This is a genomic window from Aestuariivirga sp., from assembly GCF_041738905.1.
Taxonomy (GTDB): Bacteria; Pseudomonadota; Alphaproteobacteria; order Rhizobiales; family Aestuariivirgaceae; genus Aestuariivirga.
The window spans coordinates 1-25,997 of the sequence record NZ_JBGSOZ010000152.1; the positions used below are offsets into that span (position 1 = coordinate 1).

Sequence of the window (25,997 nt, forward strand, 5' to 3'; positions counted from 1 at the left end):
CACTGGCAAGCGCCTCGATAGACGTGGTAGCTTTCTTCATGGTGTTGCTCTCCATTCAGGATTGAACACCCCGAGCCTACGGCTCGAGGAGAGCAACGCCAACCTCACTCCAATTTTCTACATTGAGCGGGACATCCCCCGCAGCCGCAGTCCGGAGTTCATGACCAAGGACAGGACACTCGCGGCATCGCTGCACGCCGCAATGACTTCGGGTGAAGCTTGGATAGTTCCCCCGATCTCTTCCATATCCTTTGACAGTTGCAGCCGCACCAGCACGGATTGTACATCACCGTCTGTTAGATGCAGAATGGCGCGGTCGAATTGCCGAGCTGTTTGCAATCTGCAGCCTCCTCTTCGGAACTGACTCATGTTCGAAGCGTCATCCGCAATGTAGAGCCAAATCCAACATGCCTCAATACATCGATCCCAGACGCTTCGTCGGCAAGCCAATGCTGCTGAAGACTGTGGCAGACGGCGATTCATCCGTGATGATCGACGGCAAGCGCGCGGGTCGCATCCTGCATCAGGTCCGGTCTGGACAACGCCAAATCTGGTTCTGGACCATGACCGGCCCCTTCGTAGTATCAGCTGGCCTAGAGTCATCTGGCGAAGTCGAGAGCCTGGAGGAGGCCAAGGCGGCAATCCGCACGGCTTTCGACGTCTGGCTGAAATGGGCGTTGGAGGAGGAGAAGCCGGTTGTCTGGCACGGGTGATTTGCCATCGATGTTGCTCAAAGCCGTTTCAGTGTTGGCGGATTGGGCTGCCGCTCTGCCCGAGATCGAAACTCTGATTGTGTACGGGAGTCGTGTCCGTGGCGACAATCGGCCAGATAGTGACCTAGATATTGTCATATGGACCGGAAGCGGCGGTGATCCATTGGGCGACGGAAGATGGGAGGAACTGCATGCGACCGACTTTGCGTCACTGCGCCAGTCCTTTCCCTTTCCAATAGACATCGCGATCAATCCGGAACGCAACCGGGAAACATATGCCTACATATCGAGCGGCACGGAGATTCCGGAGCTAGAAATCGGCAAAGTCAAAGGGGTGCGGACAGCCAGAAAGAGCTAACGCACTCTCTTGCCCCCAGTTTTGCCCCCACATCGCTAGGGGGAGCCAATCATTTCACTGTAAGTATTTGATTTGATTGGTGGGCGATGCAGGATTCGAACCTGCGACCCGCTGATTAAGAGTCAGCTGCTCTACCGACTGAGCTAATCGCCCGTCCAAGAGGACGTTCGGCCCCGTTACCGGGGCCGATGGCGGCGTCTATACGTCGGCAAGTGGGGCTTGTCTACACCTCTTTTGCAGCCGCAGGCAGGCAGCCCGGAAGCCCTCAAGCGCCGGCCCGCCGCGCCCCGAAAGCCGCGCCGGCGACGGCACCCAGAACGATGCCGCCGATGATCCAGTACACGACAACGAAACCGGAATAGCCCTCGAAGCCCGAGGTCTCTGCCAGCGTGGTGTAGCCGAGGCCGCCGAGCAGTCCGAGGACACCTCCGGCAATCGCTCCGAGGACGAAGCCCAACACGCCGAAGCCGAACGTCCTGCCCGCTCCCATTGCGCTTCTCAGCCGCGCTTCAGCGCGCGGTTCACACCCGACAGCACCGCCTTGAGGGATGCCACCACGATGTTCTTGTCGATGCCGACGCCATAGAGAGTGGAGTTGTCGGCCAGGCGGAGTTCAACATAGGCGATGGCCGCGGCGTTGGAGCCCATGCCCATGGTGTGCTCGCGGTAGTCGGAGACATCGAACGCAAGCCCCGACTCCTTGCGGATCGCGTCGACGAAGCCATCAACCGGGCCGTTGCCGTGGCCGAGGATGGTCTTCAGGTTGCCGTCGACCGTGATCTTGGCAATGACATCCTGCTCGGTGTGGTCCGAGCTTGCGGAATGCGAGACGAAGCCGTAGCGGCCGTTGCCGTCGAGATATTCGCCCTCGAAGGCAGTCCACAGCCGGTCGGCTGCGAGTTCGACGCCCTCGCCATCGGCAATCGACTGAACCACTCTGGAGAACTCGATCTGCAACCGGCGCGGCAATTCGATGCCGTGCTCCTTCTCGAGGATATAGGCGATGCCGCCCTTGCCCGACTGCGAGTTGATGCGGATCACCGCCTCATAGGAACGCCCGAGGTCCATCGGGTCGATGGGGAGATAGGGCACCTCCCACAAGGGTGAGTTCGAAGCCGCCATGGCCTTGAAGCCCTTGTTGATCGCGTCCTGGTGCGAGCCTGAGAAGGCCGTGAACACCAATTCGCCCGCGTAAGGATGGCGCGGATGGACAGGCAGCTGGTTGCAATATTCCGCCATGCGGACAAGCTCGTTGATGTTCGAGCAATCGAGTTGCGGGTCCACGCCCTGGCTGAACATGTTCATGGCCAGCGTGATGATGTCGACATTGCCGGTGCGCTCTCCATTGCCGAAGAGCGTGCCCTCCACACGGTCAGCACCCGCCAGCAATCCGAGTTCGGTGGCAGCGACGGCGCAGCCGCGGTCATTGTGCGGATGGAGCGAGATCGAAACGCAATCGCGGTCCTTTATGTTGCGGCAGAACCATTCGATCTGGTCGGCATGGATGTTGGGCGTCGACATCTCGACGGTTGCCGGCAGGTTGAGGATGAGCTTCTTCTCCGGCGTCGGCCTGATCTCGTCGATCACCGCCTCGCAGATCTCGACGGCGTAGTCGAGTTCCGTGCCGGTGAAGCTTTCAGGGCTGTACTGGAAGCGGATGGCATCTTCCATGCCGCTCTCCTGCGCCAGCTTCTTGATGAGGCGCGCTCCGTGAACCGCGATCTGCTTGATGCCTTCGCGGTCCTGCCGGAACACGACTCGGCGCTGCAATTCGGATGTCGAATTGTAGAAATGCACGATCGCCGACTTGGCGCCTCGAATGCCTTCGAAGGTGCGCGTGATCAGTTCCTCGCGGCACTGGACGAGCACCTGCACGGTCACGTCGTTGGGAATCCTCTTGTTGTCGATGAGCGAGCGGCAGAAATCGAAATCCGTCTGGGAGGCGGAAGGGAAACCGATCTCGATTTCCTTGAATCCCATCCTGAGCAGCGCCTCGAACATCCGCATCTTGCGGTCGGGGCCCATCGGCTCGATCAACGACTGGTTGCCGTCGCGAAGATCGACGGAACACCAGATGGGGGGCGACGTGATGGACTTTTCGGGCCACTGCCGGTCGGGCAAGGCCACGGGCGGAAACGGGCGATATTTTTCGCGGGGAGAAATCATCATGGTCGGAAACTCTCTTCTGTGCCTGGCTTAGCTGGTGGACTGCGATCCCCTGAAGAGCCAGGGCAGAAGCCCGGCCGGCCCTCAGGGGCAGCTAAGAAGGAGGCGGCCAAGCGCGAGCGGCAGCAAGGGAGCTGCTGGGCTGGACATGATGTGCCGCGCGTGTGCCATGGGACAGGCCATATAGATCAGCTTGGGCCCAAGCGCAACAAGATCGATCCGATCCGGCCAGATGGAACAGCCGCCTTGCGAGAACGTATTAAGATTGCGGGATACTTGTGTGGCCGCGGCCGGGGGGCTTGAAGCTGCATTGGAGAACACAGATGAAGACCTATTTACTCGCTGCTCTTATGACTTTCGCGTTGACTGGATCGGCACTTGCCAACCAGTGCCCGACCCTGATGCAAAAGATAGATGCCGCCATGGCCTCCACCACGGTGGACGAGGCCACCAAGGCGAAAGTCATGGACCTCTACAACAAGGGCAAGACGGAGCATGAGGCGGGTGACCATGCTGCCTCAGAGCGCGATCTTGGCGAAGCGATGAAACTTCTGGGTATCTGAGGTTACCAGGCCCTCTCTGCTGTTGCGGCAGAGAGGGCCAGTTGATCTCCATCAATTGTAGGACAAACTTGTGCACCTGCGTTGCGGGGCGGTTGCGAGGGTTATCTGATATGCTAACATGTTAGTATGAGCCTCGTTTGAGAAGGCTCGATACAGTCTCGGGAGGACCCAATGTTCAAGAAGACCCTCGCCTGCACCATCGCCCTTGCCGCCATGCTGGCCGCCGGAAGCGCCATGGCCGACACCAAGGACAAGAAGATCGCGCTGTCCAACAATTATGCCGGAAACTCCTGGCGTCAGGCCATGCTGAAGAGCTGGGACAAGGTGACGAAGCCCGCCGTGGAAGCCGGAATCGTGGCTGCCGCCGATGCCTTCACCACCTCCGAAAACCAGGTGACGGAACAGGCCGCACAGATCCAGAACCTGATTCTCCAGGGCTATAACGCCATCGTCATCAACGCCGCCTCACCGGACGCTCTGAACGGCGTGGTGAAGCAGGCATGCGATGCCGGCATCATCGTCGTCTCGTTCGATGGCATCGTGACCGAGCCCTGCGCCTGGCGGATCGCCGTCGATTTCAAGGCCATGGGCGCTTCCGAAGTCGAGTACCTTGCGAAGAAGATGCCGGATGGCGGCAACCTCCTCGAGATCCGCGGTCTCGCGGGCGTCTTCGTGGACGATGAAATCTCGAAGGGCATCAACGAGACCGTCGCCAAGTATCCGCAGTTCAAGATCGTCGGCTCGGTCCATGGCGACTGGGCGCAGGAAGTGGCGCAGAAGGCCGTGGCCGGCATCCTGCCGTCGCTTCCCGAGGTCAAGGCCGTGGTGACGCAGGGCGGAGACGGCTATGGCGCCGCGCAGGCCTTTGCCGCCGCAGGCCGCCCCACGCCCTTGATCATCATGGGCAACCGCCAGGACGAATTGCAGTGGTGGAAGGAACAGAAGGACGCCAATGGCTACGAGACCATGTCCGTCTCGATCGCGCCGGGCGTCTCGACGCTGGCCTTCTGGGTGGCGCAGATGATCCTCGACGGCAAGGAAGTGCCGAAGGACCTGACCGTGCCGTTCCTCCGCATTGACCAGGACAATCTCGAAGCCAGCCTCGCCACCACCGAAAAGGGCGGCGTCGCCAACGTCGAATACTCGGCTGAAGACGCAGCCAAGGTCGTCGCGGGCAAGTAAGGCTTGTCCTCCGAAGCAATCAGACTGGACGGCGTCGAAAAATCTTTCGGCGCCGTCCGTGCCTTGGCGGGTGTGACCTTGAGCGTCGCCGCGGGCGAATGCCTTGGGCTCGTCGGCCACAATGGCGCCGGCAAGTCGACACTGATGCACGTGCTGAGCGGCAACCTAACCCCGTCCGCCGGTGAATTGTCCGTGGGCGGAACGAAATACTCAGGCACATGGAACGCCGCCGCCGCACAGGCTCAAGGGGTGCGCTGCGTGTTCCAGGAATTGTCGCTCTGCCCCAACCTGACGGTGGCAGAGAACACCCGCATCGTGCATCGCAGCCTCAAGGGCCTCGGCTGGAAGAAGCGCGCCAGCAGCATCATTTCAGCCAAGCTCGACGAGATTTTCCCCGGCCACGGCATCAGCCCCGACGACGAGATCGCCGACCTCGCCATCGGCAAACGCCAGATGGCCGAAATCGCCCGGGCCTTCACAGTGACCGAAGGCGCCTTGCGCCTCGTCATCCTCGACGAGCCGACCTCCTCGCTCGATGCCGTCACCGCCGAGCAACTCCTCGCCTATGTGCGTAAAGAGTCCGCGCGCGACACCTCGATCATCCTGATTTCCCATCTGCTGGGCGAAATCCTTTCCACCTCCGACCGCATCGTCGTGATGAAGGATGGAAAGACCGTGGCCGAGCGCAAGGCCGCCGATTTCACCCGCAACTCGCTGGTCGCCGCCATGGGCTCGGAAGCCCGCGAGCACACGCGGCAGGCCGCCAAAGCCGCGACCGGCGAAGTTCTGGCAAAGGCGACACCCAAGACCGGCGGCTCAATCGAACTGGAAGCCCGCAAGGGTGAAATCATCGGCCTCACCGGCCTCGCCGGCCATGGCCAGACGCGGATGCTCCTTCAGATATATGCGCGGGACAACGTCCAGGTGAAGGGAGCCCAGGCCTTCATCGCGGGCGACCGCCAGTCAGACGGCGTGTTCAATCTCTGGTCCATTGGCCGCAACATCACGATCCGTTCGCTCAAAGCCCTCCGCAAGGGCTTCCTCATCGATCTTGGCGCAGAAGCGAAGCTTGCCGACGAGTGGAAGTCGAAGATGGCGATCCGCACGCCCGACGTGAACAACAACATCTTGACCCTTTCAGGCGGAAACCAGCAGAAAGCGCTGTTTGCGAGGGCGCTTGCCTCCGATGCGGCGATCATCCTGATGGACGACCCGATGCGGGGCGTCGACATCGGCACCAAGCAGGAAGTCTACGCAATGATCCGTGCACAAGCCGACGAAGGCCGCACGTTCATCTGGTACACGACCGAGATCGACGAGCTCTCACATTGCGACCGCGCCTATGTCTTCCGGAACGGCGCCATCGTCGCCAGCCTCGGCAATGACGAATTGACCGAAGAAAAGGTGCTGCACGCTTCCTTCGCGGAGCACGCCGCATGAACCGGCGACTGCTGAGGGCCGCCCTGCCCTTCATCTCGCTGGCGGTGGTGTTGGTTGCAACCTTCATCGTGCAGCCGCGCACCATGAGCTATTTCGGCCTCAACCTGATGCTGCAGTATGCAGTGCCGATCGCACTCGCGACCATCGCGCAGATGTTCATCATCACGGTGAACGACCTCGACCTTTCGATTGGCCCTTTCGTCGGCCTCGTGAGCTGCATCGGCGCCACGCTGCTGCTCGACAATCCCGCCGTGGGAATCCTCGCGCTGCTCGTGCTGATCGCGGCTTATGGCGCGGTGGGCGCGCTGATCCACCTCCGCAACCTGCCCTCCATCGTGGTAACGCTCGGACTGTCCTTCGTCTGGCTCGGCATTGCCGTGCTCATCCTGCCGTCACCGGGCGGCAAGGCACCGGCCTTCCTGAAATCCGTGATGTCGTTGCAGACGCCGGTGGTGCCATTCCCCATCATCGCCGCCATCGTCATCGGGGTCGCTGTCCATCTGGCGCTCATGCTCTCGTCCTATGGCGTCATCGCGCGCGGTGCCGGCGGCAATCCCAAGGCGCTGACGCGCGCCGGCTGGTCAATGCTGAAGACCAAGATCGTCATGTATATGCTCGCAGGCTTCTTCGGCGTGCTCTCCGGCCTCTCGCTGCTGGGCCTCACCACGGCGGGTGACGCGCATGTGGCCGACCGCTACACGCTCTATTCCATCGCGGGCGTGATCCTCGGTGGCGGGGAATTCATCGGCGGCCGCGTCTCGCCGCTGGGCGCCGTGGTCGGCGCTCTCACGCTGGCGCTCGCGGGTTCCTTCCTCATCTTCCTCAAGATCTCGCCCGACTGGCAGATCGGCGCGCAAGGGGCGATCCTCATCATCGTGCTCGCCTTGCGCGCACTCGTGAGCTACGGGGAGCAGAAGCGATGAACGCCATGCTGCAACGCCTGAGGCACAAGCCCTGGGTCTGGTCCTTCGCAGCGGCACTCGCCGTGTGGCTGCTGACGATTGCCTACACCGGCGGACAAGGCGCCTCCGCCATTCTCACCGCCGCCCTGTCCTTTGCCACCTTTACCATCATCGTGGGGCTGGGGCAGATGATGGTGATCACCACGGGGCCCGGCAACGTGGACCTGTCGATACCCGCCACCATCACGCTCTCGGGCGTCGTCGCCATGAAGGTGATGGACGAGCAGTCGGCCCGCCTTATCCTCGGCATCGTGGCGGCATTGGGCGCCGCAACGCTCGTCGGCATGTTCAACTACGCGCTCATCCGCCTGCTGCGCATTCCGCCGATCATCGCAACCCTGTCGTCGAGCTTTCTCATCCTCTCGACCGCCATTTCCTATGGCCGCGGCATTCGCATCAAGCCGCCCGCACCGCTTGCCGAATTCGCAACGACGCGAATCATGGGCGTACCGCTCGTCGCCATCCTCGTGCTCGCCATCAGCGCCGTCATCGCGCTCATCCTTGCCCGCACCGTCTATGGCAGGAGCGTGCTCGCTGTCGGCCAGAACATGCGCGCCGCTTGGCTCGCCGGCATGAACGTCGATGCCACGCGCTTTGCAACTTATGTCTTGAGTGCCTTCATGGCAGGCATCTGCGGCATCGTGCTGTCGGGCTTCTCGGGCGGTGCCGCCCTCAACATGGGCGAGGAATTCCTGCTGGCCTCGATTGCCACCGTGGTCATCGGCGGAACCTCCGTCGCGGGTGGCCGCGCCAACGTGCCGGGCATCTGGGGCGCGGCGCTCTTCATGTACCTGATGGTCACGATGCTCAACACCTTCGGCGCATCCGCCGGAATCCGCCTCATTCTCACCGGCGTGATGATCATCGGCGTGATCGTCATCGCGGGCGGCGAGGAGCAGCGCTGAACACGCCACCGATTGACATGAGGTCAATCCGACTTAAAATAAAAATATAAGGCGTGCTCGACCGCGAGAAGGCGCCCATGGGCCTGTTCCTCTCCCTCGTGGAGCCAACGAAGCCGATGATCGCCGAAGCCGCCGCCGGCATCTACGACACCGGCTACGGCAAGTTCCCCAAGCTGCAGATCGTTACCATCGCCGAGCTTTTTGCCGGCAAACGCCCGCAAATCCCCTTCGGCCACACCGAGGGTTTCAAGAAGGCCGCCAAGGAAAAGGACGCCCAGCAAGGCAAGCTTCTCTAGGCGAAGCCCCCCTCTTGCGGACCGCCTTGCGCGGTTGTGGAAGGGCCACAATTTTCCCGCATAGGATTGCGTCACGTCTGGCATCATCCTCCCTGCAGGGTCTATGATGCCTCAACACCGACTCTGAGGATGTTCCGCCCATGAAAGCCGCCGTCACCGCACTTGTCCTGCTTGCCCTTACCACCGGGATTGCTTTCGCTGGCCCCTGCGACGACGACCTGAAGAAGGTCGATGCAGCGTTGGCCTCCGATGCCGTGCCCGCCGAACAGAAGGCGCAGGTTCAGGACATGCGGAGCCAGGCGGCAGAACTTTGCGGCGCGGGCAACGAGCAGGAAGGCGTGGACGTGCTGACCGAAGCGAAGGCCATGCTCGCGATCGAGTGAGGCTCAGGTCTCGAAGGCCAGAACCGCGAGGATGATGGCCGCAAGCGCCGACATCCACACACCAGACACGAACAGTTCCATGCGCGGGTAAAGCGACTGGTCACCGGTGCGCATCATGCGGCCCGCCGTCATGCGCGCGAGGCCATGGCTGAGCGTGAGCAGGACCACGAAGACCAGCTTCACGGCGAACCAGCTGTTGGGCTCATCTGCCGGCGGCAGGTTGAGCCAGAGGCCGATGCCGGTGATCCAGATAGCGAGAATGACGATGTCGGCAATGCGCGCGAGGACGCGGCGCAGGAAGGCCAAAGCCTCGCGGCGCTCACCCTTTTCACCGGCGGCGACGCGGATGTTGATGTAGTTGGCGATGCTCATGCCCGTTCCCGTGGCAATTGCGATCAGATGAGCAATGAGCAATATGGTCTTCATCGGCGGCTGGTCCCCCTCCCAATATCGCCCGTTCGTCTTCCCCGTCAGACTTCTAGCACACCCGACATGATTTGCACGGCCTGACCTGCAACTCGCACCGCGGTGAGCTTCGCATCGGCAACATCGGCTTCCAGCCAGAGATCGGAGGGCCGCCCCATCTCGTAGCCCTGCTCCAGCTGCCAGCGGTGCGTGCCATCCTTCAGGGCTTCGAATTCCAGAAGTTGCGTTGCCAGAATCGCAGTGGCGGAGCCTGTTGCGGGGTCTTCGGGAATGCCGCCAGTGGGCGCGAACATGCGAGCGCGGTAAGCGGTTTCGGACCGATCGCCACCCGGCGTGTAGAGATAGGCCATGTCCGTGCCGAGCGGGCCAACGAGCGAAGACCAGTGCGGCTCGCATGGCCTTGCCCGCTGCAGCGCAGCGCGGGAACCGATGGGAACGAGCAGGCAGCGTGTACCGCCTTGCAACAGGCGCGCCCGGTGCGCACCAAAGCCGATGTCGGCTTCGTCCAGCCCCAGGGCCATGGCGATTGCCCCTGCCGCTGGTTGCGCCACGTCAGTCACGACCGCGATGACTGGCGCTGTGAACTGGGCGCGCGGCACGTCGCCGATACGCGACACCTTTACCGGCACGAGGCCCGCCACTTCTTCAAGCCGGATCACGGTTTCGAACGAGCAGCCCGGCTTGTATTTCTTCTGTGCCAGATGGACCGCGCAGCCGACAGTGGGGTGGCCCGCGAAGGGCATTTCTCCGCCAGGATAGAAGATGCGGACGCTCGCCGTGTTTGCAGGGTCCTGCGGCTTCATGACGAAGATCGTCTCGGAGAGATTGAACTCGCGGCAGATGGTTTGCATCTGTGCATCGCTCAGGCCATCGGCATCCTCGACGATCGCCAGCGGATTGCCGGCGAACGGCTTGGCGGTGAACACGTCATAGGTATGGAATGTCAGCTTCATGCCCGGAACTATTGCGCGGGCCGGAGCAAGCGGCAACCGGAACATTGTCCCGATTGCCGCGATGCCGTGCTCAAGGGATGGTGCCTTCGGTGCGCTGGCCTGCCTTCACCTCGAAGTCCTTTTCACCCAGGACAGCGCCGTCCCTGGTCATCACGATGTGGTAGGTCCCGGCCTCGAAGGCCTTGTTGATCTGGCCTTCATACTCCGTCGTGATCAGCGCGCGGTTGCCGGAAACATCCTTCTCCGCGCTGTAGACGTCGACCTGGGCACCGGCAAGACCGGTGACCGCCAGATAGCCGCCATCGAGGTTGACCTCGACTTTGGAAACGCCGCCCGGCGTCACCTGAACCTCGGCGGAGCCGGTGGCGTAGTCGCGGATCACCACAACGAGGTACTTGCCGGCCGGCACGTTGAACTGCGCCAACGCCTGATAGTCGGTCGAGATCCACTCGTGGCTGCCATCGAGTGCGGCCTCGCCCTTGCGCAATTCGATGGTGGCACCCTCGGGAACCGCAGGGCCGCCCGGCGCGAAGACAGCCGATGCCTGCACAAGTCCGGCACCTAGGGTCATGACCACGTCATCGACCTTGCCCGCTGTGATCGTCAGGTCCTGCTCGATCTTCGCCTCGCCCAGCGTGAGCCTCATCTTGTAGGTGCCGGCATTCGCCATGAATGCGGCCTGCGGGCCATATTCCGTGGCAAGCCAGTTGCCCTCGGTGGTCAGCAGTTCCCACGTTCCCTTTCCTTCGGCCAGCGGAGTCTGGGCATCCATCATGCCTTTCAACTGCACGACGCCCGCTTCCAGGCTGACATCGAGCTGAACCGGCTTTCCGGTCTCCAAGGTGAAGGGCACCTCAATGGCAGCAGAACTGAGAGAGACCTTTGCGATGTAAGCGCCGGCCGTCTCGATGCTGGTCTTGACGGCAGGGCCATACTCCGTCTTCACCCATTCGCCTTTCTCGCCGTTCACGGCACGGAAGAATTCCCAGTTGGGAGTCGAGAAGTTCTGCGGAAAGCCAACGCCCTCGGCCATCTCCACCGAGCCTGTCACGTTGAACTCAGGCGCGACTGGCTCGGGCGGCGGCGGAGGAGGTTCGGTCTTGGCCTCGACCGTCTTGGTCAGGGCATCCTTCAACTCGTCGGCATTGTCGGCAATCGTAGAAATGCCGCCGGTCTTTTCAGCAAGGCACTTCAGTTGCTCGACCGCGCCCTCGTCATCAAGGCCGAAACCAACGGTGTGGACAGTGAGCGCGACGCCCAGCTTCTCGAGTTCCTCGGCGACCGCGCAGGGGTTCGGGTCGCAGGTCTCGATGCCATCGGAGACGAGGATCACGGTGGCCTGCTTCTCGATATACTTCAACGCCTCGGCCGCCTGCCGGACGGCTTGCGTCATCGGCGTCTTGCCCTTGGGATTGAGACTGTTCACCTTTTCGAGGAACGGCGCGGCATCGAGCATTCCGGGTTCCGCCAGCACTTCGATGTCGTCGCACGCACCCTTCTTGCGATGGCCATAGGCGACGAGACCAAGTTCATCCGCCGTCTTCCAGCCGCCCACGACCTTGGCGACCACCTCCTTGGCGATCTGCATCTTGGGCTTCCCGTCGATCTGCCCCCACATGGAGCCCGAGGCATCGAGAACAAGGATGACCCGCTGGCCCTCCTCCGCCTGAACAGGGCTCAAAGAACTGAAACACGCCACCACGGCCAGTGGCAGCGCGATAGCAAGTCGTCGTAGAAATGTCATTCTGGTATTCCGCCGTCTACAGTCTGGAGCCCCCTCCAGACGCGCAAGTTGCAGTGGCAGCGCCAAGCCGTCAACTCTCAAGTTGAAGAAATGAAGTACCGAATGATTTCCGCTGCATAGGGTGGCATTCTTGAATCAATTTGTGAGGCGGCCCGTACGGGTTCAATGGCGGCAAGCTCGGGGTTTTCCTCGCTGGCAGAAAGCTCGGCGAACCGCTTTTCCATCTCGGCAAAACTCAGCGCAAAGTCATGACGCCGGGCGATCGCAAGGCGCGGTCCTTCGAAGATCGCCACCATATCTCCGACAGTGGAATGGTGAAGATCGAGGCCAGTCTCCTCCAGCAACTCCGTGCGCATGTTTCCGAAAAGATCGACAGTACCATCGGGCCGGACATCCTTCGGCTCCAGCGTGCCCGATGGCGGATAGGCCTTGCCCGCGTTCAGCGTCCAGCCTCCCATGACCCCCAGCACCATCGCGCCATCCGATGAGAATGCGGCAGCAACGCCAAAGCAATTGCAGACACTCGCATCCGGCCTGCCCCAGTCGCGCCAGGCGACGAAGCTCGCGTAGTCAGTCTCAGTGAAGGTCGCCGCGAAATGCCCGTTCGCCGCCGTGGCGCCCGTGCACAGCAGCACCTGCCCGTTCCACAGCGCAGGCTTTTCAGTTGCAATGCCTTGCCAGTGCCGGTCGATGGCCTCGCGGTTCCGGTGGGAGAAATCCCATCCCCCATCAAGGCAGCGAAGATCGAGGCTGGTGACGAGCTCGATGCGGATCATTTGAACAAGGCGTCATAGATGAGTTTCAGCGACACGATGAACAGCGCCACCTCGACCAGCCGGTAGAACACCTTCTCGGGGATGATGGCGGTGAGCCTGTAGCCGATGAAGGCTCCTGCGATTGCAATGGGCGACAGCATGGCGGCCAGCTCGAGATTGCCGGGGTTGAACTGCCCCAGCGCCCAGTAAGGCACGAGCTTCACCACATTGATGACGGCAAACGCGATGGTGCTGGTGCCCGCGAACACCATCTTCGGCAGCTTCTGCGGCAGCACATAGGTCTGGTACGGCGGTCCGCCAGTGTGGGACACGAAGCTGGTGAACCCCGTGATGGTGCCCCAGAAAATGCCGCGCGGCACATCGGCGGGCTTCGGCGGCGCATCGGCCTTCTTGAGAAAGATTGTGAGGCAGTAATAGAGGCCGACAAGACCGACGAGCAGCGTCACCATCCATTCCGCCGTGATGCGCGCCGTGGCCCAGCCGATTCCCACGCCAAGGATCATGGCGGGAAGGAGAATGAGAAGGTTCCGCTTGTCGAATTGCTTGCGATAGGCCCAGAGCCCGACCACATCGCTGACGATATAGACGGGCAGCAGCATCGCGGCAGCTGCGACCGGCGGCATGACAAGTGCCATGAGCGGAACGCCGAGCGCCCCCACCATTGGCAATCCACCCTTCGACGCACCGACGAGGAAGGCCGCGATGGCCGCGACCACGAAGAAAAGCACGCCAAGTTCCATCAAGGGGCTTCAGCCCCCAGAGCCAGGCTGGCATGATCCTGACCGAGGAACTCGCAGAGCATCTCGACCACGAAGCCGTGGTCCTCGCGCTGCGGCACGCCCGACACGGTGATGACGCCGACAACGCCGGTGCCCTTGAGGTGAATGGGAAAGCCGCCGCCTGCATTTGCGAAATCCATTGGATCGATGCCGCGCGAGGCCTCAAACTTCTTGCCCTGCAGCTCGTATTCGCGGCCCACGCGATAGGACGCCTTGTGGAAGCGCAGCACCGTGTTCACCTTGCGGCGTACCCAGTCGGGGTTCTCCGGAGTCGAACCCGGCAAGGCCGTGTAGAACAGCGGACGGTTGCCGATGCGGATATCGATGACGAAGGGAATCTCCCGCTCCGCAGCCCGTGTCCGCATCAGGCTGCCCAGCGCCCAGGCATCGGCCTCGCTGAAACTCACGAAGCGCAAGGCTTCTTCCTGCCGCGCGATCTGCGCGATATCGCTCTCGAGACTCACCGGTTTTCTCCTCGTTTGGATCATTCTAGTCCCGGCACAGCGCATTAAGAAAGCGTTAAGGACACGGTGAAGCAGGGGCCACCGTGGCACCCGCCGTGCATCGTCTCTAACCGGAAGATTTACTTCCTGTTGCGAGGATCAGCGATCATGGCCATCATTCCAAGTCCCTTCGGCAAGCAATCTCCCGATACGGGAGCAACCGAACGCCCCAAGTCATCCGAGATGACTCCGGGTGCCGGTTTCCGCATCCGTCTCAATATCGAACGCCCGCCGCAGCACCTCATCGGCATGCTGCGCGATTTCGAGACGCCGGACATTTCCGACATTCTGAACCGCATGTACACGATGGCGCCGGAAATCCGGAACATCGTGAACAACAAGCCGCTGATCGGGCCGGCCCTCACAGTCAAGGTGTTTCCGGGCGACAACCTCATGGTCCACAAGGCGCTCGATGCCGCGAAGCCCGGCGACATCGTTGTCGTCGACACCAGCGGCAGTCACCGCAACGCCGTGCTGGGCGATCTCGTGACCAACAAGGCCAAACACCGCGGAATTGCCGGCTTCATCGTCGATGGACTGGTGCGCGACCTGCCCGGCCTGATCGAGGCCGACCTGCCGGTCTATGCGCGCGGCGTGACCCCCTTCGGCCCGCTGCACCGGGGCCCGGGTGAACTGAATTACGCCGTCTCCTGCGGCGGCATTGTTGTCAATCCCGGCGATATCATCGCGGCCGACATGAGCGGCATCGCCGTGATCCGCCGCGAAGTGGCCGAGGAAACCATCATGCGCCTGAGAGCGCATCGCGCCCGCATGCAGCAGTACGAGATGGACGTGAAGGCCGGTCGCTTCTCGAACGAATGGGTCGACCGCCAGCTCGAAGCCGATCATTGCCTGATCGAATAGGTCGCTGAGATGATGCTGCCCTACGCCATCACCCGCAACCTGTTCCGGTCACTCCGCGTTCTCGACGTGCCCGATATGATCCAGCATATGAAGGTGCGGGACCTGCGCCGGCGCTACTATGACCTGTTCTGGGCCAATGTGGCGCGCGAACTGGGCGCTGATTTCCGGAAATGGGACGATGGCTTCAGCCGGCTGACCCGGAATGGCACGGTGCTGATCGTGCGCGGTCCCGATGTGAGGCTGGACGACCACCTGACGCTGAAGCTGATGGGCAACAAGGCGATGACCTACGAGTTGATCGCCGAACAAGGGCTCCATGTCCCGCGCCATGTCACGTTTCCAATTACTGACATGAAGAAGGCGATGGCCCTGCTGGCAGAGGCCGGGCGCCCCCTCGTGGTAAAGCCCAATTCGGGAACCGGCGGCGGCCGTGGGGTCACCACCGGAATCACGTCGCAGGCGGCACTTCGCCGGGCGGCGTTCTGGGCGGCCCGGTTCGACCCTGCGTTGATCGCCGAGGAACAGGTCGAGGGCCATAGCTGGCGCCTGCTCTTTCTCGACGGACACTTGATCGATGCCGTGCGCCGCGATCCGCCGCGCGTGACCGGCGACGGAATGCGCAGCATCGGACAACTGGTGGTGGCCGAGAATGAAGGCCGCCTCGCCGGACGCCCCTTCACCGCGTTGAGCCCCATACGGCGCGACCGCGAATGCCTCGACTATCTTGCCACTCAAGGCATGTCCGTCCGCAGTGTTCCTGCGGCGGGCGAAATCGTGGTGCTGAAACGCGCCGTCAACGAGAACAGCGCGGCCGAGAACCACAGCCTGCCGGGGCAGGTCCACCCCGCAACCATCGCCACCTGCGCACGTCTCGCCCAAAACCTCGGTGTGAGGCTTGCCGGAATCGACATCATCGCGAAGGACATCTCCCGGCCTTTGACTCCCGCCAACGGAATCATCGGCGAGATCAACACCACGCCCGGCCTGCACCACCACGATCTCGTGGCGGAAAGGCCCCCTGGACTCTCCGTGCCCGCCCTGCTCGTGGCGCGCATGCTTGAAACCCATGCCGGAACGGTGGTGCTCATGCCCGCCGCACGCCCCGTGCCTCAATTGAAAGTCGCCGCCGGATGAAGCTCAACGTCTCGACGCCGGTGCTGCTGCTGGGCGGCAAGGAAAACGCGCTCTCCATCACCCGTCATCTGGGCAAGCTGGGCGTGACCATGCGCGTGAGCGGCCCGGCCAATTGCTGGGCGCTCTACTCGCGCTACTGCGCCGAGGCCTTGCCGATCCCGAGGAACATTCGCCTGCAGGATTACTGGCGCACATTGCTGCTCGGCAATGATGGCCGTCTCAACGGCCACATCATCTGGGCCCTCAGCGATGACGCCATCGAATTCGTCAATGCCAATCGCGAGGCTCTGAAACTCCGCTACACGCTCGATGACAGCGACGCGGCGTTGCAGGCGGCCTTCCTCGACAAGATGCAGACGTTGGAACTGGCCGAAAGCCTGGGGATAGGTGCGCCACGCCACTGGAAGATCGAAGGCGTTGACGGGCTCGAAACCCTGCGCGGCCAGATTTCGTTCCCGGCCATGGTGAAGCCCATCCAGTCGCACAAGTTCACCCGCGTGTTCGGCCGCAAGCTCTTCATCATCGAGGACAGCTTCGAGGAACTTGCCTCAAGCGTGCGCAAGGTGTGGGACCATGGCATCGGCGTCTTCGTGGTGGAGATGATCCCCGGCCCCGACTCCCTGCTTTCGAGTTACTATACATACCGCACCGCGGATGGCCGCAGGCTCTTCGACTTCACCAAGAGCATCATCCGCCGCTGGCCGGTCAATCGCGGCAATGCCTGCTATCACAAGACCGGATGGCTGCCCGAGACCGCGGATGCCGGCCGCCGCTTCTTCGAGGGCGTTGGGCTCAGGGGCCTCGGCAACATCGAATTCAAGCGCGACTTGCGCGATGGAATGCTAAAGATCATCGAGGTCAACGCCCGCTTCACAGCGGCCCAGGAGCTCGTGCGCCGGGCCGGTTATCCCATCGACCTGATGATCTATTGCCACCTGACCCGACAGCCCGTGCCGGTAGCAAAACCCGTGAAGAAGGAACTGCGCTTCTGGTATCCGGTGCGCGACTTCTTCGGCTTCCTAGACCTCTGGAAGCGCGGCGAACTCTCGTTCACCGCCTGGATCGCCAGCATCGTCACGTTCCGCCATGTGTTTCCGCTCGCCTCAATCAGCGATCCCTGGCCTATGATGGGCGCGGGCTATGCGCTGGCACAGCGGCTGATGCACTAGGCACATGCGCGTCGCGCCAGAAGTACTGTCCGGCAAGATCATCCGCATACTGACGGAAGGCGGCGCCTCTGCAGCGCAAGCCGAAGCCACCGCGCGCCACATGACATGGTGCGAGATGGTGGGCCGCCACAATTTCGGCATCGAGCGTATTCCCATTCACTTGAAGCGCATGAAAGCGGGCGTCCTCAACGGTGCTGCCGAGATCAATGTCGAACGCCTGTCGCCGTCGCTGGCCCGCCTCGATGGCGGCGGCGGCTTCGGTTATGCCGCGGCCGAACGCGGAATGGCGGACGCCATCGCCATCGCGCGCGAAACAGGCATCGGGGCGGTTGGTGTCAAGAATAGCAATTTCTTCGGTGCGGGCGCTTACTATGTGAACATGGCTGCCGATGCCTCGATGATCGGGCTGGCGCTGAGCAACTCGTTTCCCAAGGTGGTGGCGCATGGCGGCCTCAATCCCGTGCTCGGCACCAATCCCTTCGCCTTCGGCGCGCCGCGCCAGAACGGCGATCACCTGCTCTTCGACATGGCGACCTCTGCACTGGCGGGCTCCACCGTGCGCGAGCACCTGGAGAAGGCAAAGCCCCTGCCTGAAGGGCTCGCGATCGACGCGCAGGGCCAGCCGATCACCGATCCGGCAATGGTCGCAGATGGCGCATTGCTTCCCTTCGGCGGACCGAAAGGCTTCGGCCTGTCATTGCTTGTCGAAATCCTCGCCGGCGTCATCACGGGCGCAGGCGTGGGCGATGGCGTCGCCTCGATGTACAATGACTTCTCGCGAAACGGCCACAACGGCCACTTCCTCATCGCCCTCGACATTTCCCGCTTCATGCCGATGGCCCACTACAACGCCCGCTTCGATGGCCTCGCCGCGATGCTGAAAGCATCGGGTGGGCACGTGATGCTCCCCGGCGAAGTGCGCTGGGAAAACTGGCGCGACGCCCTGGCGCATGGCGCTGAAGTCGATGGCGCAAAGTGGGCGGCGCTGACAACCGGGCGCTGACCCGCTCCTCTCCCGCATGGGGGAACTGCCGCTGGACTCTGAGAGCCAGTTCTGCAAATTGCAACAGCAGACGCCTCGACAAGAGGGCGTTCGGATTTGAAATGGGAGGACAGCCGATGAACTTGACCCGCCGCACCGCCATGGCAGCAACACTTGCAGCGTTCTTGCCGATGGCTGCCACCACCGCAACCGCACAGGAAAAAGTGAAGCTTCGCCTGTCTTCGGTCAATTCGGCCACCGATCAGCGTGCCGTGGCTCTCGATACGAAGTTCGGCCCGGCCATCGCCGATTTTGCGGTGTTCGAACCGCATTGGGGCGGCGCCCTGTTCAAGCAAGGCACGGAACTCGAGGCGATCTCGCGGGGCAATCTCGAAATGTCGATTGCCTCGGCGCAGGAACTGTCCAACTTCTTCCCCGAGTTTTCGGTATTCACCGCCGGCTACCTGCACCGCGACGCTGCCCATCAGGTGGCCGTGTTCAACGATGCGCTGATGCAACCGTTCAAGGACAAGGTGGAAAGCGAGCTTGGCGTGAAGCTCCTCGCTGTCATGTATCTCGGCCGCCGCCAGATCAATCTGCGGACTGAAAACGAGGTGAAGACGCCCGCCGACCTGAACGGCATCAAGTTGCGCATGCCGCCCTCCGAGGCCTGGCAGTTCCTCGGCACGGCGCTTGGCGCCAACCCGGTGCCGGTTCCCTTCGCAGAACTCTATACCGCCCTCCAGACCGGAGCTGTGGACGGACAGGACAATCCGCTGCCAACTGTGATGGATGCCAAGTTCTACGAAGTCACCAAGCAGATCGTTCTGACCTCTCACCTTGTCGATCTGAACTACCTGACGCTCTCGAAAAAGGTTTGGGATTCGCTCTCTCCCGAAAACCAGGCGAAACTGCAGAAGGCAGCCGACGACGCCGCGGAGTTCGGACGCCAGAACCAGCTGGCAAAGGAAGTCGAACTGGTCGAGGGGCTGAAGGCAAAGGGTCTCAAGGTGTATGAGCCGGATCTCGACGCGTTCCGCACCACCGTGCAGAAGGCCTATCTCGAATCCGAGTTCTCCAAGGTCTGGCCCGCCGGGATCGTCGACAAGATCAACGCGCTGGCCAAGTAAGCGGCAGGCATGACGCAGCTCTTCGCGGGGTTGCGCCGGATGACCGATGCGGCGGCGGCGGCCATGCTCGCCGCCCTCTTCGGAGTGTTTCTGGTGCAGATCGCCGCCCGCTACATTCTGAATGTGCCGATGGGCTGGACAGTTGAAGTCTGCCTGACGCTCTGGCTGTGGCTGGTGTTCTGGGGCGGCGCCTTCTGCCTCAGGCCGTCGGACCATGTGCGATTTGACGTTCTCTACCTTTCGGTGAAGCGGCCCACCCAGCGCGTCTTCGGCGCTGTGGCGGCATTCGTCATCATCGTGGCCTTTGCAATCTCCTTCCTGCCCACGCTCGACTATGTGAGCTTCTACAAGATCAAGCGGAGCGGCACGCTCGGCATCAGGATGCACTATGTGTTTTCGATCTACCTGCTGTTCATGCTCGCCATCATGGCGCGCTATGGCCAGCTCCTGTTCCGCTTTCTCGCCGGCAGGCCGGATGTCGAGGGCAAGGTGACGGCCTACGAGCGCCACGACGAGGGCAGCATCACGTGAGCGCGGCCTTTGCATCGGCACTGCTGGTGCTGGCGGTGATGGCGGCGATCGGCGCGCCCATCGCCTTCGCCATGGTGGTGTCCGCCATCGCCTATCTGCTGCTCTCGGGACAGGACGTGTCGCTTGCCTCCGAGCAGTTCATCCAGAGCGTCTATGACAGCTTCCTGCTGCTTGCGGTGCCGCTGTTCATCACGGCCGCCAACATCATGAATGTCGGCTCGATCAGCGACCGGCTGCTCGATTTCTGCAAGGCCGCCGTTGGGCGCTTCAAGGGCGGCATGGCTCAGGTCGACATTCTCGTGAGCCTGATCTTCTCCGGCATGTCCGGTTCGGCGGTCGCCGATGCCGCCGGCGTGGGCAAGATCTCGATCAACATGATGCTGAAGACCGGACACTACACGCCAGGCTTTGCCGGCGCGGTCGTTGCCGCCTCGGCCACGGTCGGCCCCATCATTCCGCCCTCGATCCCGATGGTGCTCTATGCCCTCGTTTCGGACAGCTCCATCGGATACCTGTTCCTCGGCGGGGTCATTCCGGGCCTGCTGATGATGATGATGCTGATGGCCGTCACAAGCTGGATCGCCCATCGTCGGAATATCCCCGCAGAGCAGCCGGTCCCGCTCCGCCAGCTTCCGGGCGTAACGCTTCGCGCCCTGCCCGCCCTGATGATGCCGGTGATCCTGCTTGCGGGCATCTACGGCGGCGCCACCACGCCCACCGAGGCTGCTGCCGTTGCCGCCCTCTATGCCCTGCTGGTGGCGGGCCTGTGGTACCGGTCACTGTCGTTTCGAAGCCTCTACACGGTCTTTCTCGATTCTGCCCGGTCATCGGCATCGGTTGGCCTCGTCATCGGCTCGGCATTGATATTCAACTACATCGTCGCGACCGAGAACATCCCGCAATCACTGGCGCAGTTGATGGCAAGCCTGCACCTGTCGCAGGGCGGCTTTCTGGCCTTTACCATGGTATTGTTCCTGGCCCTTGGATGCCTGCTCGATGCCACGACCATCATCCTCGTCATCATTCCGCTGTTCCTGCCGACCGCACGGGCGCTCGGCATCGATCCAATCCACTTCGGCGTGGTCTCGGTCGTCAACTGCATGATCGGCCTGATCACACCGCCTTACGGCATGCTGCTATTCGTGGTGAACGGCACCACCGGCATTCCCATCAAGGACATCGTCCGCGAAGGCTTCCCGTTTCTGGTGGCGCTGCTGGCGGCGCTGACCGTGCTGGTGTTCTTCCCGGAACTGGTGCTCTGGCTGCCGCGCCGTTTCGGCTACGAGGGCTGACATGCCGGTCTCCAGAACCCTCCGGCTGGGCCTGATCGGCGGCAACATCACCGAGTCGCGGTCGCCCGCGCTGCAGATTGTCTGCGGCCTCTCGGTCGGGCGGAATGTCAGCTACGATCTGCTTGTGCCGGCCGAGCACGGGCTCACCTTTGCGGAGATGCTGGACCATTGTGCCCGCACGGGGTTCGTCGGCGTGAACGTGACCTATCCCTTCAAGGAAGAGGTCGTGCGGCGCGTGATGCCCGGCGAGCCCGTGGTTACAGCACTTGGAGCGGCGAACACCGTGCGCTTCACCCCTGACGGAGCCCGCTGCTTCAACACCGACCATAGCGGCTTCATGGCCGCCTATCGCGCCCGCTGGGGACACCGGCCGCCGGGCCGCGTGCTGCTGATCGGTGCTGGCGGCGTCGGCCGTGCCATCGCCTTCGGGCTCGCCGAACTGGGTGCGGAGGAAATCCTCCTGCATGACGTGGATAGCGCCAAGGCCGAAGCTCTGGCTGAGGCCGTTGGCCGTCACGCCGGGGCCAGACTGTCTGTGACCGGACCTGAGCAACTGAGGGATGTCACCGGCCTCGATGGCCTGGTCAACGGCACCCCGTTGGGCATGAGCGGCAAACCGGGTAGCCCATTGCCGGAGAGTGTGAAAGGCCGCCCCTCCTGGGCCTTCGACGCCGTCTACACGCCTGAGCATACCCTGTTTCGCGCTCAGGCCGAGGCGCTGGGAGCCGACTTTCTGTCAGGCTACGAACTCTACATCAACCAGGGCATGCTCGGCTTCCATATCTTCGCGGGCGTCGAAGTTACCGATCAGCGGTGGGTGAGGCGCATCCTTCAGGGCATCGCCGCTCCGCCCACCGGGATCACTTCTTCAGGCCCTTGAGCGCTGCCATCAGGTCCATCGAGGTCTTGCCGGATTTCGTGGCGGCCTCGTTCAACGGAAGGTCCAGCGCTGCGGCGGCGAAACCCAGTTTCTGCAACCCGCTCACAAGATCCTCCGCCGTCAGGCCGAGGACGGGAGCGGCCTCCTTCGGGCCGTGGTGGACCAAGGCATCGGCCAGCGCGAACTGCGGCGGTCCTCCGCTGGCACTGGCCGAGCCTGAGAGCGACGGATAGGCGAAGCCCAGCGCCGCCGCGAGCGAGACGACCATGGCCAGCGTGAAGGGCACGCGGCCGACATAGTTCATCATCGCCCGCCAGTTCCGCCACAGGTGCAGGGCGAAAGGCACGATCAGCACCATGCTCAGCCACTCATGCATGCCATGGAACGCGGCGCCTCCGACATGGAAAAACAAGGCGACGCCCGACACCAGCGACACCACGAACAATCCGGTGATGAAGGGGGTGGCGTAGCGTCTGAAAAGATCGGGCATGATTTCACTCTGCTGGCTTGTTGGGGGCAACATGGGCGTTGCCTGTGCTCTACAATCCAGAGACGCGCCGCGCTGCAATATCCGTCGCCGGAACGACAGGCGCCAAAGGAAAATGGCCGCCCCGGAGGACGACCATTCCAAACGCGAAAGGTCAGTGAAATCTAGTTGCGGGCCTTGTCGACCAGCTTGTTCTTGCCGATCCACGGCATCATCTCGCGGAGCTTGGCGCCCACTTCCTCGATGTTGTGGCTGTCGTTGTTGCGGCGGATGGCCTTGAAGCGGGCCGCGCCGGCGCGGTATTCCTGCATCCACTCGGAGGTGAACTTGCCGGTCTGGATGTCCTTCAGAACGCGCTTCATCTCCGCCTTGGTCTCGGACGTGATGATGCGCGGGCCGGTGACGTATTCGCCCCATTCGGCGGTGTTCGAGATCGAGTAGTTCATGTTGGCGATGCCGCCTTCATAGATCAGGTCGACGATCAGCTTCACTTCGTGCAGGCACTCGAAATAGGCCATCTCGGGGGCGTAGCCGGCTTCGACCAGCGTCTCGTAGCCGGCGCGGATCAGCTCGACCAGGCCGCCGCAGAGCACGACCTGCTCGCCGAACAGATCGGTCTCGCACTCTTCCTTGAAGGTCGTCTCGATGATGCCCGAACGGCCGCCGCCCACGCCCGAGGCATAGGACAGCGCGAGGTCATGCGCATTGCCCGATGCATCGTGATGGATGGCGATGAGACAGGGAACGCCGCCGCCCTTCTGATATTCGCCGCGCACCGTGTGGCCCGGGCCCTTCGGCGCGATCATGACGACGTCGATGGTCTTCTTCGGCTCGATCAGCGCGTAGTGCACGTTGAGGCCGTGGGCGAAGGCGATGGCCGCACCGTCACGGATGTTGGGCGCAATGTCTTCGCGATAGATGTCGGCCTGCAGTTCGTCCGGCGTCGCCATCATCATGAAGTCGGCCCACTTGGCGGCTTCAGCCACCGTCATCACCTTCAGGCCGTCGGCTTCGACCTTCTTGGCGGTCGGCGAACCGGCCTTGAGCGCAACCGCGATGTTGGTGGCGCCGGAATCCTTCAGGTTCAGCGCATGGGCGCGGCCCTGGCTGCCATAGCCCACGATGACGACCTTCTTGGCCTTAATCAGGTTCACGTCGGCATCACGGTCGTAGTAAACGCGCATTTCTGGTCCATCCCTGTTGGAAATATTGAGCCGCCATTAGCGGCAGCCTGTTTTCAATGCAAGGCCGAAGCTGCATGGGCACCATGCCTGCGGCGTGCCTCCAGTCAGGTTCGCGGCAGGCCGAATTTGCCCGATACGATCCTTGCCAGCAGCTTCTGCGCCGGGCCGATGCGGCTGATGCTCGAAACCAGATGGTCCCGCGCCATCGGCAGCAACGTCGAATCCGACTGGTAGAAGGGTGTGAAGACGCGCGACAGGCCCTGATAGAGCTTGACGTGAAACCTGCGCTTTCTGGCGTAAGACCCTAGCGCATCGCGCAAATCGGCGTTCTCCTTTAGCGCGGCGGCCAGCGCGTGAACATCCAGCAAAGCCATGTTGGCGCCCTGCCCCAGTTGCGGGCTCGTCGCGTGGGCACTGTCTCCGATGAACACGATCCGTCGGCCGAATGGCAGGGACAGCGTGTGGTGGTCGTAGCGCGCCATCACCATCTGGGAGGCGTCCGTCACGGTATCGAGAAGCCCGGCGCAGTCGGGCCAATGACCGAGCACCGTGTGCTTCCACTGATCGAGACCTGCCTTCCGCCAAGCCTCGAAGTCCGCCGCCTTCAGGCTCCAGAAGAAGGCTGCCTGCTCCGGGGCAGTCTCCACCTGCCGCCCGATGGGCAACACGCCGATCATCACGGACGCCCTGTCATAGCGCTGCTCAAGCGCGTTGACGTCAAAAGGGGCACCCGGCCATGGCAGGCTTGCCCATATCGCGCCATAGCCCAGAGCCGAGCGGTAATCCGGCCCCGCCGCATGGGGAATGAGCGGCGAGCGCGAACCCAGCGCGTCGACAACCAGATCGAAAAGGCCCTCGCGGCGATCCTGATTCAAGATCACAGAATTGTCGTCCAAGTCCTTCACATGACTCGCGGTTTCGACTTCGATGCCCTGCGCCCTCACCGCGTCATGCAGCACATTGAACAGCGCGGCGCGATGGACCGCCAGCCCGCGTTCATCACCCAGCACATCGTAGCGCACGTCGAGCACCACGCGGCCCGAACCGCTGGCCTTGCCGTATAGCCGGTCGATGCGGGCACCGAGACCACGGATGCGCTGACCGAGCCCCAACCAGTCGAGTACGGCAAGACCCGTAGGCTGCAGGATGAGGCCGGAGCCCAGCGGGCGCGGCGCCTCGAACTGGTCGAACAGCGTGATGCGATGGCCCTGCGCCGAGAGCGCGAGCGATGACGCGAGGCCGGCAATTCCTGCGCCACAGACTGCAATGTGAAGGGGAGCGGCCATGAGATGAGCCAAGCCTACATGAGCCCTCCTCCCCGCTCGCCGAGCACGATGCCGCAGGGCAGCCCCGATGCGGAGGGTCATTGCCATTGGCCGGGGGCGAACTAATCTGCATCCCAAAGGGAGACCCCGAATGACCGCACGCACATCCGTTCCGCTCGCCACCCCGCCCATCGTTCTCGGCGCCAATGTGTTCGGGTGGAGCATAGACGCCGCCCAGTCCGAAGCGATTCTCGACGCCGCCCACGAGCGCGGCCTCACCACCATCGACACGGCGGATGTCTATTCGCACTGGGCACCAGGCAACTCAGGTGGTGAATCCGAAACGATCATCGGTCACTGGATGAAGGCGCACGGCAATCGCTCACGGGTCGAGATCCATACCAAGGGCGGCGCTCCCGGTGCACCGGGCGAACTCGCCAACGGCAACGCGACAGCGGCCTATCTGACCAGGGCCGTCGATGCCTCGCTGCACCGCCTCGGCATCGAGCATATCGACCTCTACTATGTGCACTACGACGACAAGGTGACTCCGCTGGAAGAGACGCTTGGCTGTTTCCAGCGCCTGATCGAGGCCGGAAAGATCGGCGCTATCGGCGCGTCGAACTACGATGCCAGCCGCCTTTCGCTGGCGATGGAAACCTCCGAACGGCTTGGCCTGCCCCGCTTCTCGGTGTTGCAGACGCTCTACAATCTCCATGACCGCGCGCCCTTCGAGGCGGAACTGCGTGGCGTGTGCGACAAGTACGGGCTGGGCGTGATGGCCTATTTCGCGCTGGCCAAGGGCTTTCTCTCCGGCAAGTACCGCAGCAAGTCCGACGAGAAAAAGAGCGCGGCGCGCGGCGGCGACGCCACCGATTATCTCACGCCGCGCGGCCTGCGCATCCTTGCTGCACTCGATGGCGTGGCCGC

Annotated in this window: 29 protein-coding genes and 1 tRNA gene; 18 read left to right on the forward strand and 12 right to left on the reverse strand. The window is 62.6% G+C overall.

Annotation, left to right across the window (positions count from 1 at the left end; translation table 11 throughout):
- Nucleotides 1–407 precede the first annotated feature (407 nt).
- On the forward strand, nt 408–713 hold the full coding sequence (locus tag ACEW8Q_RS14255; protein ID WP_373504720.1) for a hypothetical protein: 306 nt from the start codon (nt 408–410) through the stop codon (nt 711–713).
- Entirely contained in the window at nt 697–1,071 is a 375-nt protein-coding gene (locus ACEW8Q_RS14260) for a nucleotidyltransferase domain-containing protein (protein WP_373504721.1), read from the forward strand. The genes ACEW8Q_RS14255 and ACEW8Q_RS14260 overlap by 17 nt, the downstream gene beginning before the upstream one ends.
- 77 nt (nt 1,072–1,148) lie before the next feature.
- Here the strand turns inward: ACEW8Q_RS14260 and ACEW8Q_RS14265 are convergent.
- The 3 genes from ACEW8Q_RS14265 to leuA all read right to left on the reverse strand — a co-directional run bounded on the left by ACEW8Q_RS14265 (nt 1,149) and on the right by leuA (nt 3,240).
- Nucleotides 1,149–1,224 (reverse strand) — tRNA-Lys (locus ACEW8Q_RS14265).
- Nucleotides 1,225–1,336: 112 nt separating this feature from the next.
- Nucleotides 1,337–1,561, reverse strand: a complete 225-nt coding sequence (locus tag ACEW8Q_RS14270; RefSeq protein ID WP_373504722.1) for a hypothetical protein — start codon at nt 1,559–1,561, stop codon at nt 1,337–1,339.
- An 8-nt stretch (nt 1,562–1,569) separates the two neighbouring features.
- A complete protein-coding gene (gene leuA, locus ACEW8Q_RS14275; protein ID WP_373504723.1) occupies nt 1,570–3,240 on the reverse strand; it encodes a 2-isopropylmalate synthase in 1,671 nt (556 codons plus the stop codon).
- Nucleotides 3,241–3,560: 320 nt separating this feature from the next.
- Here leuA and ACEW8Q_RS14280 point away from each other — a divergent pair, with 320 nt between their 5' ends.
- The 7 genes from ACEW8Q_RS14280 (at nt 3,561) to ACEW8Q_RS14310 (ending at nt 8,968) form a co-directional block, all read left to right on the forward strand.
- Nucleotides 3,561–3,800: a hypothetical protein gene (locus tag ACEW8Q_RS14280; RefSeq protein WP_373504724.1), complete on the forward strand. Its 240-nt coding sequence runs from the start codon at nt 3,561–3,563 to the stop codon at nt 3,798–3,800.
- A 171-nt stretch (nt 3,801–3,971) separates the two neighbouring features.
- Nucleotides 3,972–4,982 carry an ABC transporter substrate-binding protein gene (locus ACEW8Q_RS14285; protein WP_373504725.1) on the forward strand — a complete coding sequence of 337 codons (1,011 nt, stop codon included), beginning with the start codon at nt 3,972–3,974 and terminating at the stop codon, nt 4,980–4,982.
- A gap of 3 nt (nt 4,983–4,985) precedes the next feature.
- Complete coding sequence (locus ACEW8Q_RS14290; protein ID WP_373504726.1) at nt 4,986–6,422, forward strand: sugar ABC transporter ATP-binding protein; 1,437 nt, start codon at nt 4,986–4,988, stop codon at nt 6,420–6,422.
- Complete coding sequence (locus ACEW8Q_RS14295) at nt 6,419–7,345, forward strand: ABC transporter permease (protein ID WP_373504727.1); 927 nt, start codon at nt 6,419–6,421, stop codon at nt 7,343–7,345. The genes ACEW8Q_RS14290 and ACEW8Q_RS14295 overlap by 4 nt, the downstream gene beginning before the upstream one ends.
- Nucleotides 7,342–8,289: an ABC transporter permease gene (locus tag ACEW8Q_RS14300; RefSeq protein WP_373504728.1), complete on the forward strand. Its 948-nt coding sequence runs from the start codon at nt 7,342–7,344 to the stop codon at nt 8,287–8,289. Before ACEW8Q_RS14295 ends, ACEW8Q_RS14300 begins: the two co-directional genes overlap by 4 nt.
- A 53-nt stretch (nt 8,290–8,342) precedes the next feature.
- Nucleotides 8,343–8,585, forward strand: coding sequence for a hypothetical protein (locus ACEW8Q_RS14305; protein ID WP_373504729.1), 243 nt, complete (start codon nt 8,343–8,345; stop codon nt 8,583–8,585).
- A gap of 140 nt (nt 8,586–8,725) precedes the next feature.
- Nucleotides 8,726–8,968: a hypothetical protein gene (locus ACEW8Q_RS14310; RefSeq protein WP_373504730.1), complete on the forward strand. Its 243-nt coding sequence runs from the start codon at nt 8,726–8,728 to the stop codon at nt 8,966–8,968.
- Nucleotides 8,969–8,971: 3 nt separating this feature from the next.
- Here the strand turns inward: ACEW8Q_RS14310 and ACEW8Q_RS14315 are convergent, their stop codons facing one another.
- The 6 genes from ACEW8Q_RS14315 to ACEW8Q_RS14340 all read right to left on the reverse strand — a co-directional run bounded on the left by ACEW8Q_RS14315 (nt 8,972) and on the right by ACEW8Q_RS14340 (nt 14,110).
- Nucleotides 8,972–9,394, reverse strand: a complete 423-nt coding sequence (locus ACEW8Q_RS14315; RefSeq protein WP_373504731.1) for a hypothetical protein — start codon at nt 9,392–9,394, stop codon at nt 8,972–8,974.
- Nucleotides 9,395–9,438: 44 nt separating this feature from the next.
- Nucleotides 9,439–10,347 carry a PhzF family phenazine biosynthesis protein gene (locus ACEW8Q_RS14320; protein ID WP_373504732.1) on the reverse strand — a complete coding sequence of 303 codons (909 nt, stop codon included), beginning with the start codon at nt 10,345–10,347 and terminating at the stop codon, nt 9,439–9,441.
- Nucleotides 10,348–10,417: 70 nt separating this feature from the next.
- Nucleotides 10,418–12,091 (reverse strand): VWA domain-containing protein, encoded by a 1,674-nt coding sequence (locus ACEW8Q_RS14325; protein WP_373504733.1) that lies wholly within the window; start codon nt 12,089–12,091, stop codon nt 10,418–10,420.
- Between the two features lie 77 nt (nt 12,092–12,168).
- Nucleotides 12,169–12,867, reverse strand: coding sequence for an NUDIX hydrolase (locus tag ACEW8Q_RS14330; protein WP_373504734.1), 699 nt, complete (start codon nt 12,865–12,867; stop codon nt 12,169–12,171).
- Entirely contained in the window at nt 12,864–13,610 is a 747-nt protein-coding gene (locus ACEW8Q_RS14335; RefSeq protein ID WP_373504735.1) for a sulfite exporter TauE/SafE family protein, read from the reverse strand. Before ACEW8Q_RS14335 ends, ACEW8Q_RS14330 begins: the two co-directional genes overlap by 4 nt.
- On the reverse strand, nt 13,607–14,110 hold the full coding sequence (locus ACEW8Q_RS14340) for a heme-degrading domain-containing protein (RefSeq protein WP_373504736.1): 504 nt from the start codon (nt 14,108–14,110) through the stop codon (nt 13,607–13,609). The genes ACEW8Q_RS14335 and ACEW8Q_RS14340 overlap by 4 nt, the downstream gene beginning before the upstream one ends.
- Before the next feature lie 147 nt (nt 14,111–14,257).
- Here ACEW8Q_RS14340 and ACEW8Q_RS14345 point away from each other — a divergent pair, with 147 nt between their 5' ends.
- The 8 genes from ACEW8Q_RS14345 (at nt 14,258) to ACEW8Q_RS14380 (ending at nt 22,131) form a co-directional block, all read left to right on the forward strand.
- Entirely contained in the window at nt 14,258–15,013 is a 756-nt protein-coding gene (locus ACEW8Q_RS14345) for an RraA family protein (RefSeq protein WP_373504737.1), read from the forward strand.
- Between the two features lie 9 nt (nt 15,014–15,022).
- Nucleotides 15,023–16,147 carry a hypothetical protein gene (locus ACEW8Q_RS14350; RefSeq protein WP_373504738.1) on the forward strand — a complete coding sequence of 375 codons (1,125 nt, stop codon included), beginning with the start codon at nt 15,023–15,025 and terminating at the stop codon, nt 16,145–16,147.
- Nucleotides 16,144–17,316, forward strand: coding sequence for a hypothetical protein (locus tag ACEW8Q_RS14355; protein ID WP_373504739.1), 1,173 nt, complete (start codon nt 16,144–16,146; stop codon nt 17,314–17,316). Before ACEW8Q_RS14350 ends, ACEW8Q_RS14355 begins: the two co-directional genes overlap by 4 nt.
- Nucleotides 17,317–17,320: 4 nt before the next feature.
- Nucleotides 17,321–18,319: an Ldh family oxidoreductase gene (locus tag ACEW8Q_RS14360; protein WP_373504740.1), complete on the forward strand. Its 999-nt coding sequence runs from the start codon at nt 17,321–17,323 to the stop codon at nt 18,317–18,319.
- Between the two features lie 116 nt (nt 18,320–18,435).
- Nucleotides 18,436–19,428 carry a TRAP transporter substrate-binding protein DctP gene (dctP, locus tag ACEW8Q_RS14365; protein ID WP_373504741.1) on the forward strand — a complete coding sequence of 331 codons (993 nt, stop codon included), beginning with the start codon at nt 18,436–18,438 and terminating at the stop codon, nt 19,426–19,428.
- Nucleotides 19,429–19,437: 9 nt separating this feature from the next.
- Nucleotides 19,438–19,959 (forward strand): TRAP transporter small permease, encoded by a 522-nt coding sequence (locus ACEW8Q_RS14370; protein ID WP_373504742.1) that lies wholly within the window; start codon nt 19,438–19,440, stop codon nt 19,957–19,959.
- Nucleotides 19,956–21,251, forward strand: coding sequence for a TRAP transporter large permease (locus tag ACEW8Q_RS14375; RefSeq protein WP_373504743.1), 1,296 nt, complete (start codon nt 19,956–19,958; stop codon nt 21,249–21,251). Before ACEW8Q_RS14370 ends, ACEW8Q_RS14375 begins: the two co-directional genes overlap by 4 nt.
- A gap of 1 nt (nt 21,252) precedes the next feature.
- Nucleotides 21,253–22,131 carry a shikimate dehydrogenase gene (locus ACEW8Q_RS14380; RefSeq protein ID WP_373504744.1) on the forward strand — a complete coding sequence of 293 codons (879 nt, stop codon included), beginning with the start codon at nt 21,253–21,255 and terminating at the stop codon, nt 22,129–22,131.
- Here the strand turns inward: ACEW8Q_RS14380 and ACEW8Q_RS14385 are convergent.
- From ACEW8Q_RS14385 to ACEW8Q_RS14395, 3 genes are all read right to left on the reverse strand, one after another.
- A complete protein-coding gene (locus ACEW8Q_RS14385; RefSeq protein ID WP_373504745.1) occupies nt 22,112–22,621 on the reverse strand; it encodes a DUF4405 domain-containing protein in 510 nt (169 codons plus the stop codon). The genes ACEW8Q_RS14380 and ACEW8Q_RS14385 overlap by 20 nt on opposite strands.
- A 161-nt stretch (nt 22,622–22,782) precedes the next feature.
- A complete protein-coding gene (gene ilvC / locus ACEW8Q_RS14390; RefSeq protein ID WP_373504746.1) occupies nt 22,783–23,802 on the reverse strand; it encodes a ketol-acid reductoisomerase in 1,020 nt (339 codons plus the stop codon).
- A 104-nt stretch (nt 23,803–23,906) separates the two neighbouring features.
- The gene (locus ACEW8Q_RS14395) at nt 23,907–25,088 is read right to left on the reverse strand and encodes an FAD-dependent oxidoreductase (RefSeq protein ID WP_373504747.1); all 1,182 of its coding nucleotides are present in this window, start codon (nt 25,086–25,088) and stop codon (nt 23,907–23,909) included.
- Nucleotides 25,089–25,218: 130 nt separating this feature from the next.
- On the opposite strand from ACEW8Q_RS14395, the gene ACEW8Q_RS14400 reads away from it, so the two are divergent.
- Nucleotides 25,219–25,997, forward strand: a 779-nt coding sequence (locus ACEW8Q_RS14400) for an aldo/keto reductase (RefSeq protein WP_373504748.1), incomplete at its 3' end; no start/stop codon positions are given.

What these genes read in the sequence shown, in the direction of transcription:
- ACEW8Q_RS14255 (WP_373504720.1), top strand. Translation starts at nt 408, where the DNA reads ATGCCTCAATACATCGATCCCAGACGCTTCGTCGGCAAGCCAATGCTG.
- ACEW8Q_RS14270 (WP_373504722.1), bottom strand. Translation starts at nt 1,561, where the DNA reads ATGGGAGCGGGCAGGACGTTCGGCTTCGGCGTGTTGGGCTTCGTCCTC.
- leuA (WP_373504723.1), bottom strand. Translation starts at nt 3,240, where the DNA reads ATGATGATTTCTCCCCGCGAAAAATATCGCCCGTTTCCGCCCGTGGCC.
- ACEW8Q_RS14280 (WP_373504724.1), top strand. Translation starts at nt 3,561, where the DNA reads ATGAAGACCTATTTACTCGCTGCTCTTATGACTTTCGCGTTGACTGGA.
- ACEW8Q_RS14285 (WP_373504725.1), top strand. Translation starts at nt 3,972, where the DNA reads ATGTTCAAGAAGACCCTCGCCTGCACCATCGCCCTTGCCGCCATGCTG.
- ACEW8Q_RS14295 (WP_373504727.1), top strand. Translation starts at nt 6,419, where the DNA reads ATGAACCGGCGACTGCTGAGGGCCGCCCTGCCCTTCATCTCGCTGGCG.
- ACEW8Q_RS14300 (WP_373504728.1), top strand. Translation starts at nt 7,342, where the DNA reads ATGAACGCCATGCTGCAACGCCTGAGGCACAAGCCCTGGGTCTGGTCC.
- ACEW8Q_RS14310 (WP_373504730.1), top strand. Translation starts at nt 8,726, where the DNA reads ATGAAAGCCGCCGTCACCGCACTTGTCCTGCTTGCCCTTACCACCGGG.
- ACEW8Q_RS14315 (WP_373504731.1), bottom strand. Translation starts at nt 9,394, where the DNA reads ATGAAGACCATATTGCTCATTGCTCATCTGATCGCAATTGCCACGGGA.
- ACEW8Q_RS14320 (WP_373504732.1), bottom strand. Translation starts at nt 10,347, where the DNA reads ATGAAGCTGACATTCCATACCTATGACGTGTTCACCGCCAAGCCGTTC.
- ACEW8Q_RS14325 (WP_373504733.1), bottom strand. Translation starts at nt 12,091, where the DNA reads ATGACATTTCTACGACGACTTGCTATCGCGCTGCCACTGGCCGTGGTG.
- ACEW8Q_RS14330 (WP_373504734.1), bottom strand. Translation starts at nt 12,867, where the DNA reads ATGATCCGCATCGAGCTCGTCACCAGCCTCGATCTTCGCTGCCTTGAT.
- ACEW8Q_RS14345 (WP_373504737.1), top strand. Translation starts at nt 14,258, where the DNA reads ATGGCCATCATTCCAAGTCCCTTCGGCAAGCAATCTCCCGATACGGGA.
- ACEW8Q_RS14350 (WP_373504738.1), top strand. Translation starts at nt 15,023, where the DNA reads ATGATGCTGCCCTACGCCATCACCCGCAACCTGTTCCGGTCACTCCGC.
- ACEW8Q_RS14355 (WP_373504739.1), top strand. Translation starts at nt 16,144, where the DNA reads ATGAAGCTCAACGTCTCGACGCCGGTGCTGCTGCTGGGCGGCAAGGAA.
- ACEW8Q_RS14360 (WP_373504740.1), top strand. Translation starts at nt 17,321, where the DNA reads ATGCGCGTCGCGCCAGAAGTACTGTCCGGCAAGATCATCCGCATACTG.
- dctP (WP_373504741.1), top strand. Translation starts at nt 18,436, where the DNA reads ATGAACTTGACCCGCCGCACCGCCATGGCAGCAACACTTGCAGCGTTC.
- ACEW8Q_RS14370 (WP_373504742.1), top strand. Translation starts at nt 19,438, where the DNA reads ATGACGCAGCTCTTCGCGGGGTTGCGCCGGATGACCGATGCGGCGGCG.
- ACEW8Q_RS14380 (WP_373504744.1), top strand. Translation starts at nt 21,253, where the DNA reads ATGCCGGTCTCCAGAACCCTCCGGCTGGGCCTGATCGGCGGCAACATC.
- ACEW8Q_RS14385 (WP_373504745.1), bottom strand. Translation starts at nt 22,621, where the DNA reads ATGCCCGATCTTTTCAGACGCTACGCCACCCCCTTCATCACCGGATTG.
- ilvC (WP_373504746.1), bottom strand. Translation starts at nt 23,802, where the DNA reads ATGCGCGTTTACTACGACCGTGATGCCGACGTGAACCTGATTAAGGCC.
- ACEW8Q_RS14395 (WP_373504747.1), bottom strand. Translation starts at nt 25,088, where the DNA reads ATGGCCGCTCCCCTTCACATTGCAGTCTGTGGCGCAGGAATTGCCGGC.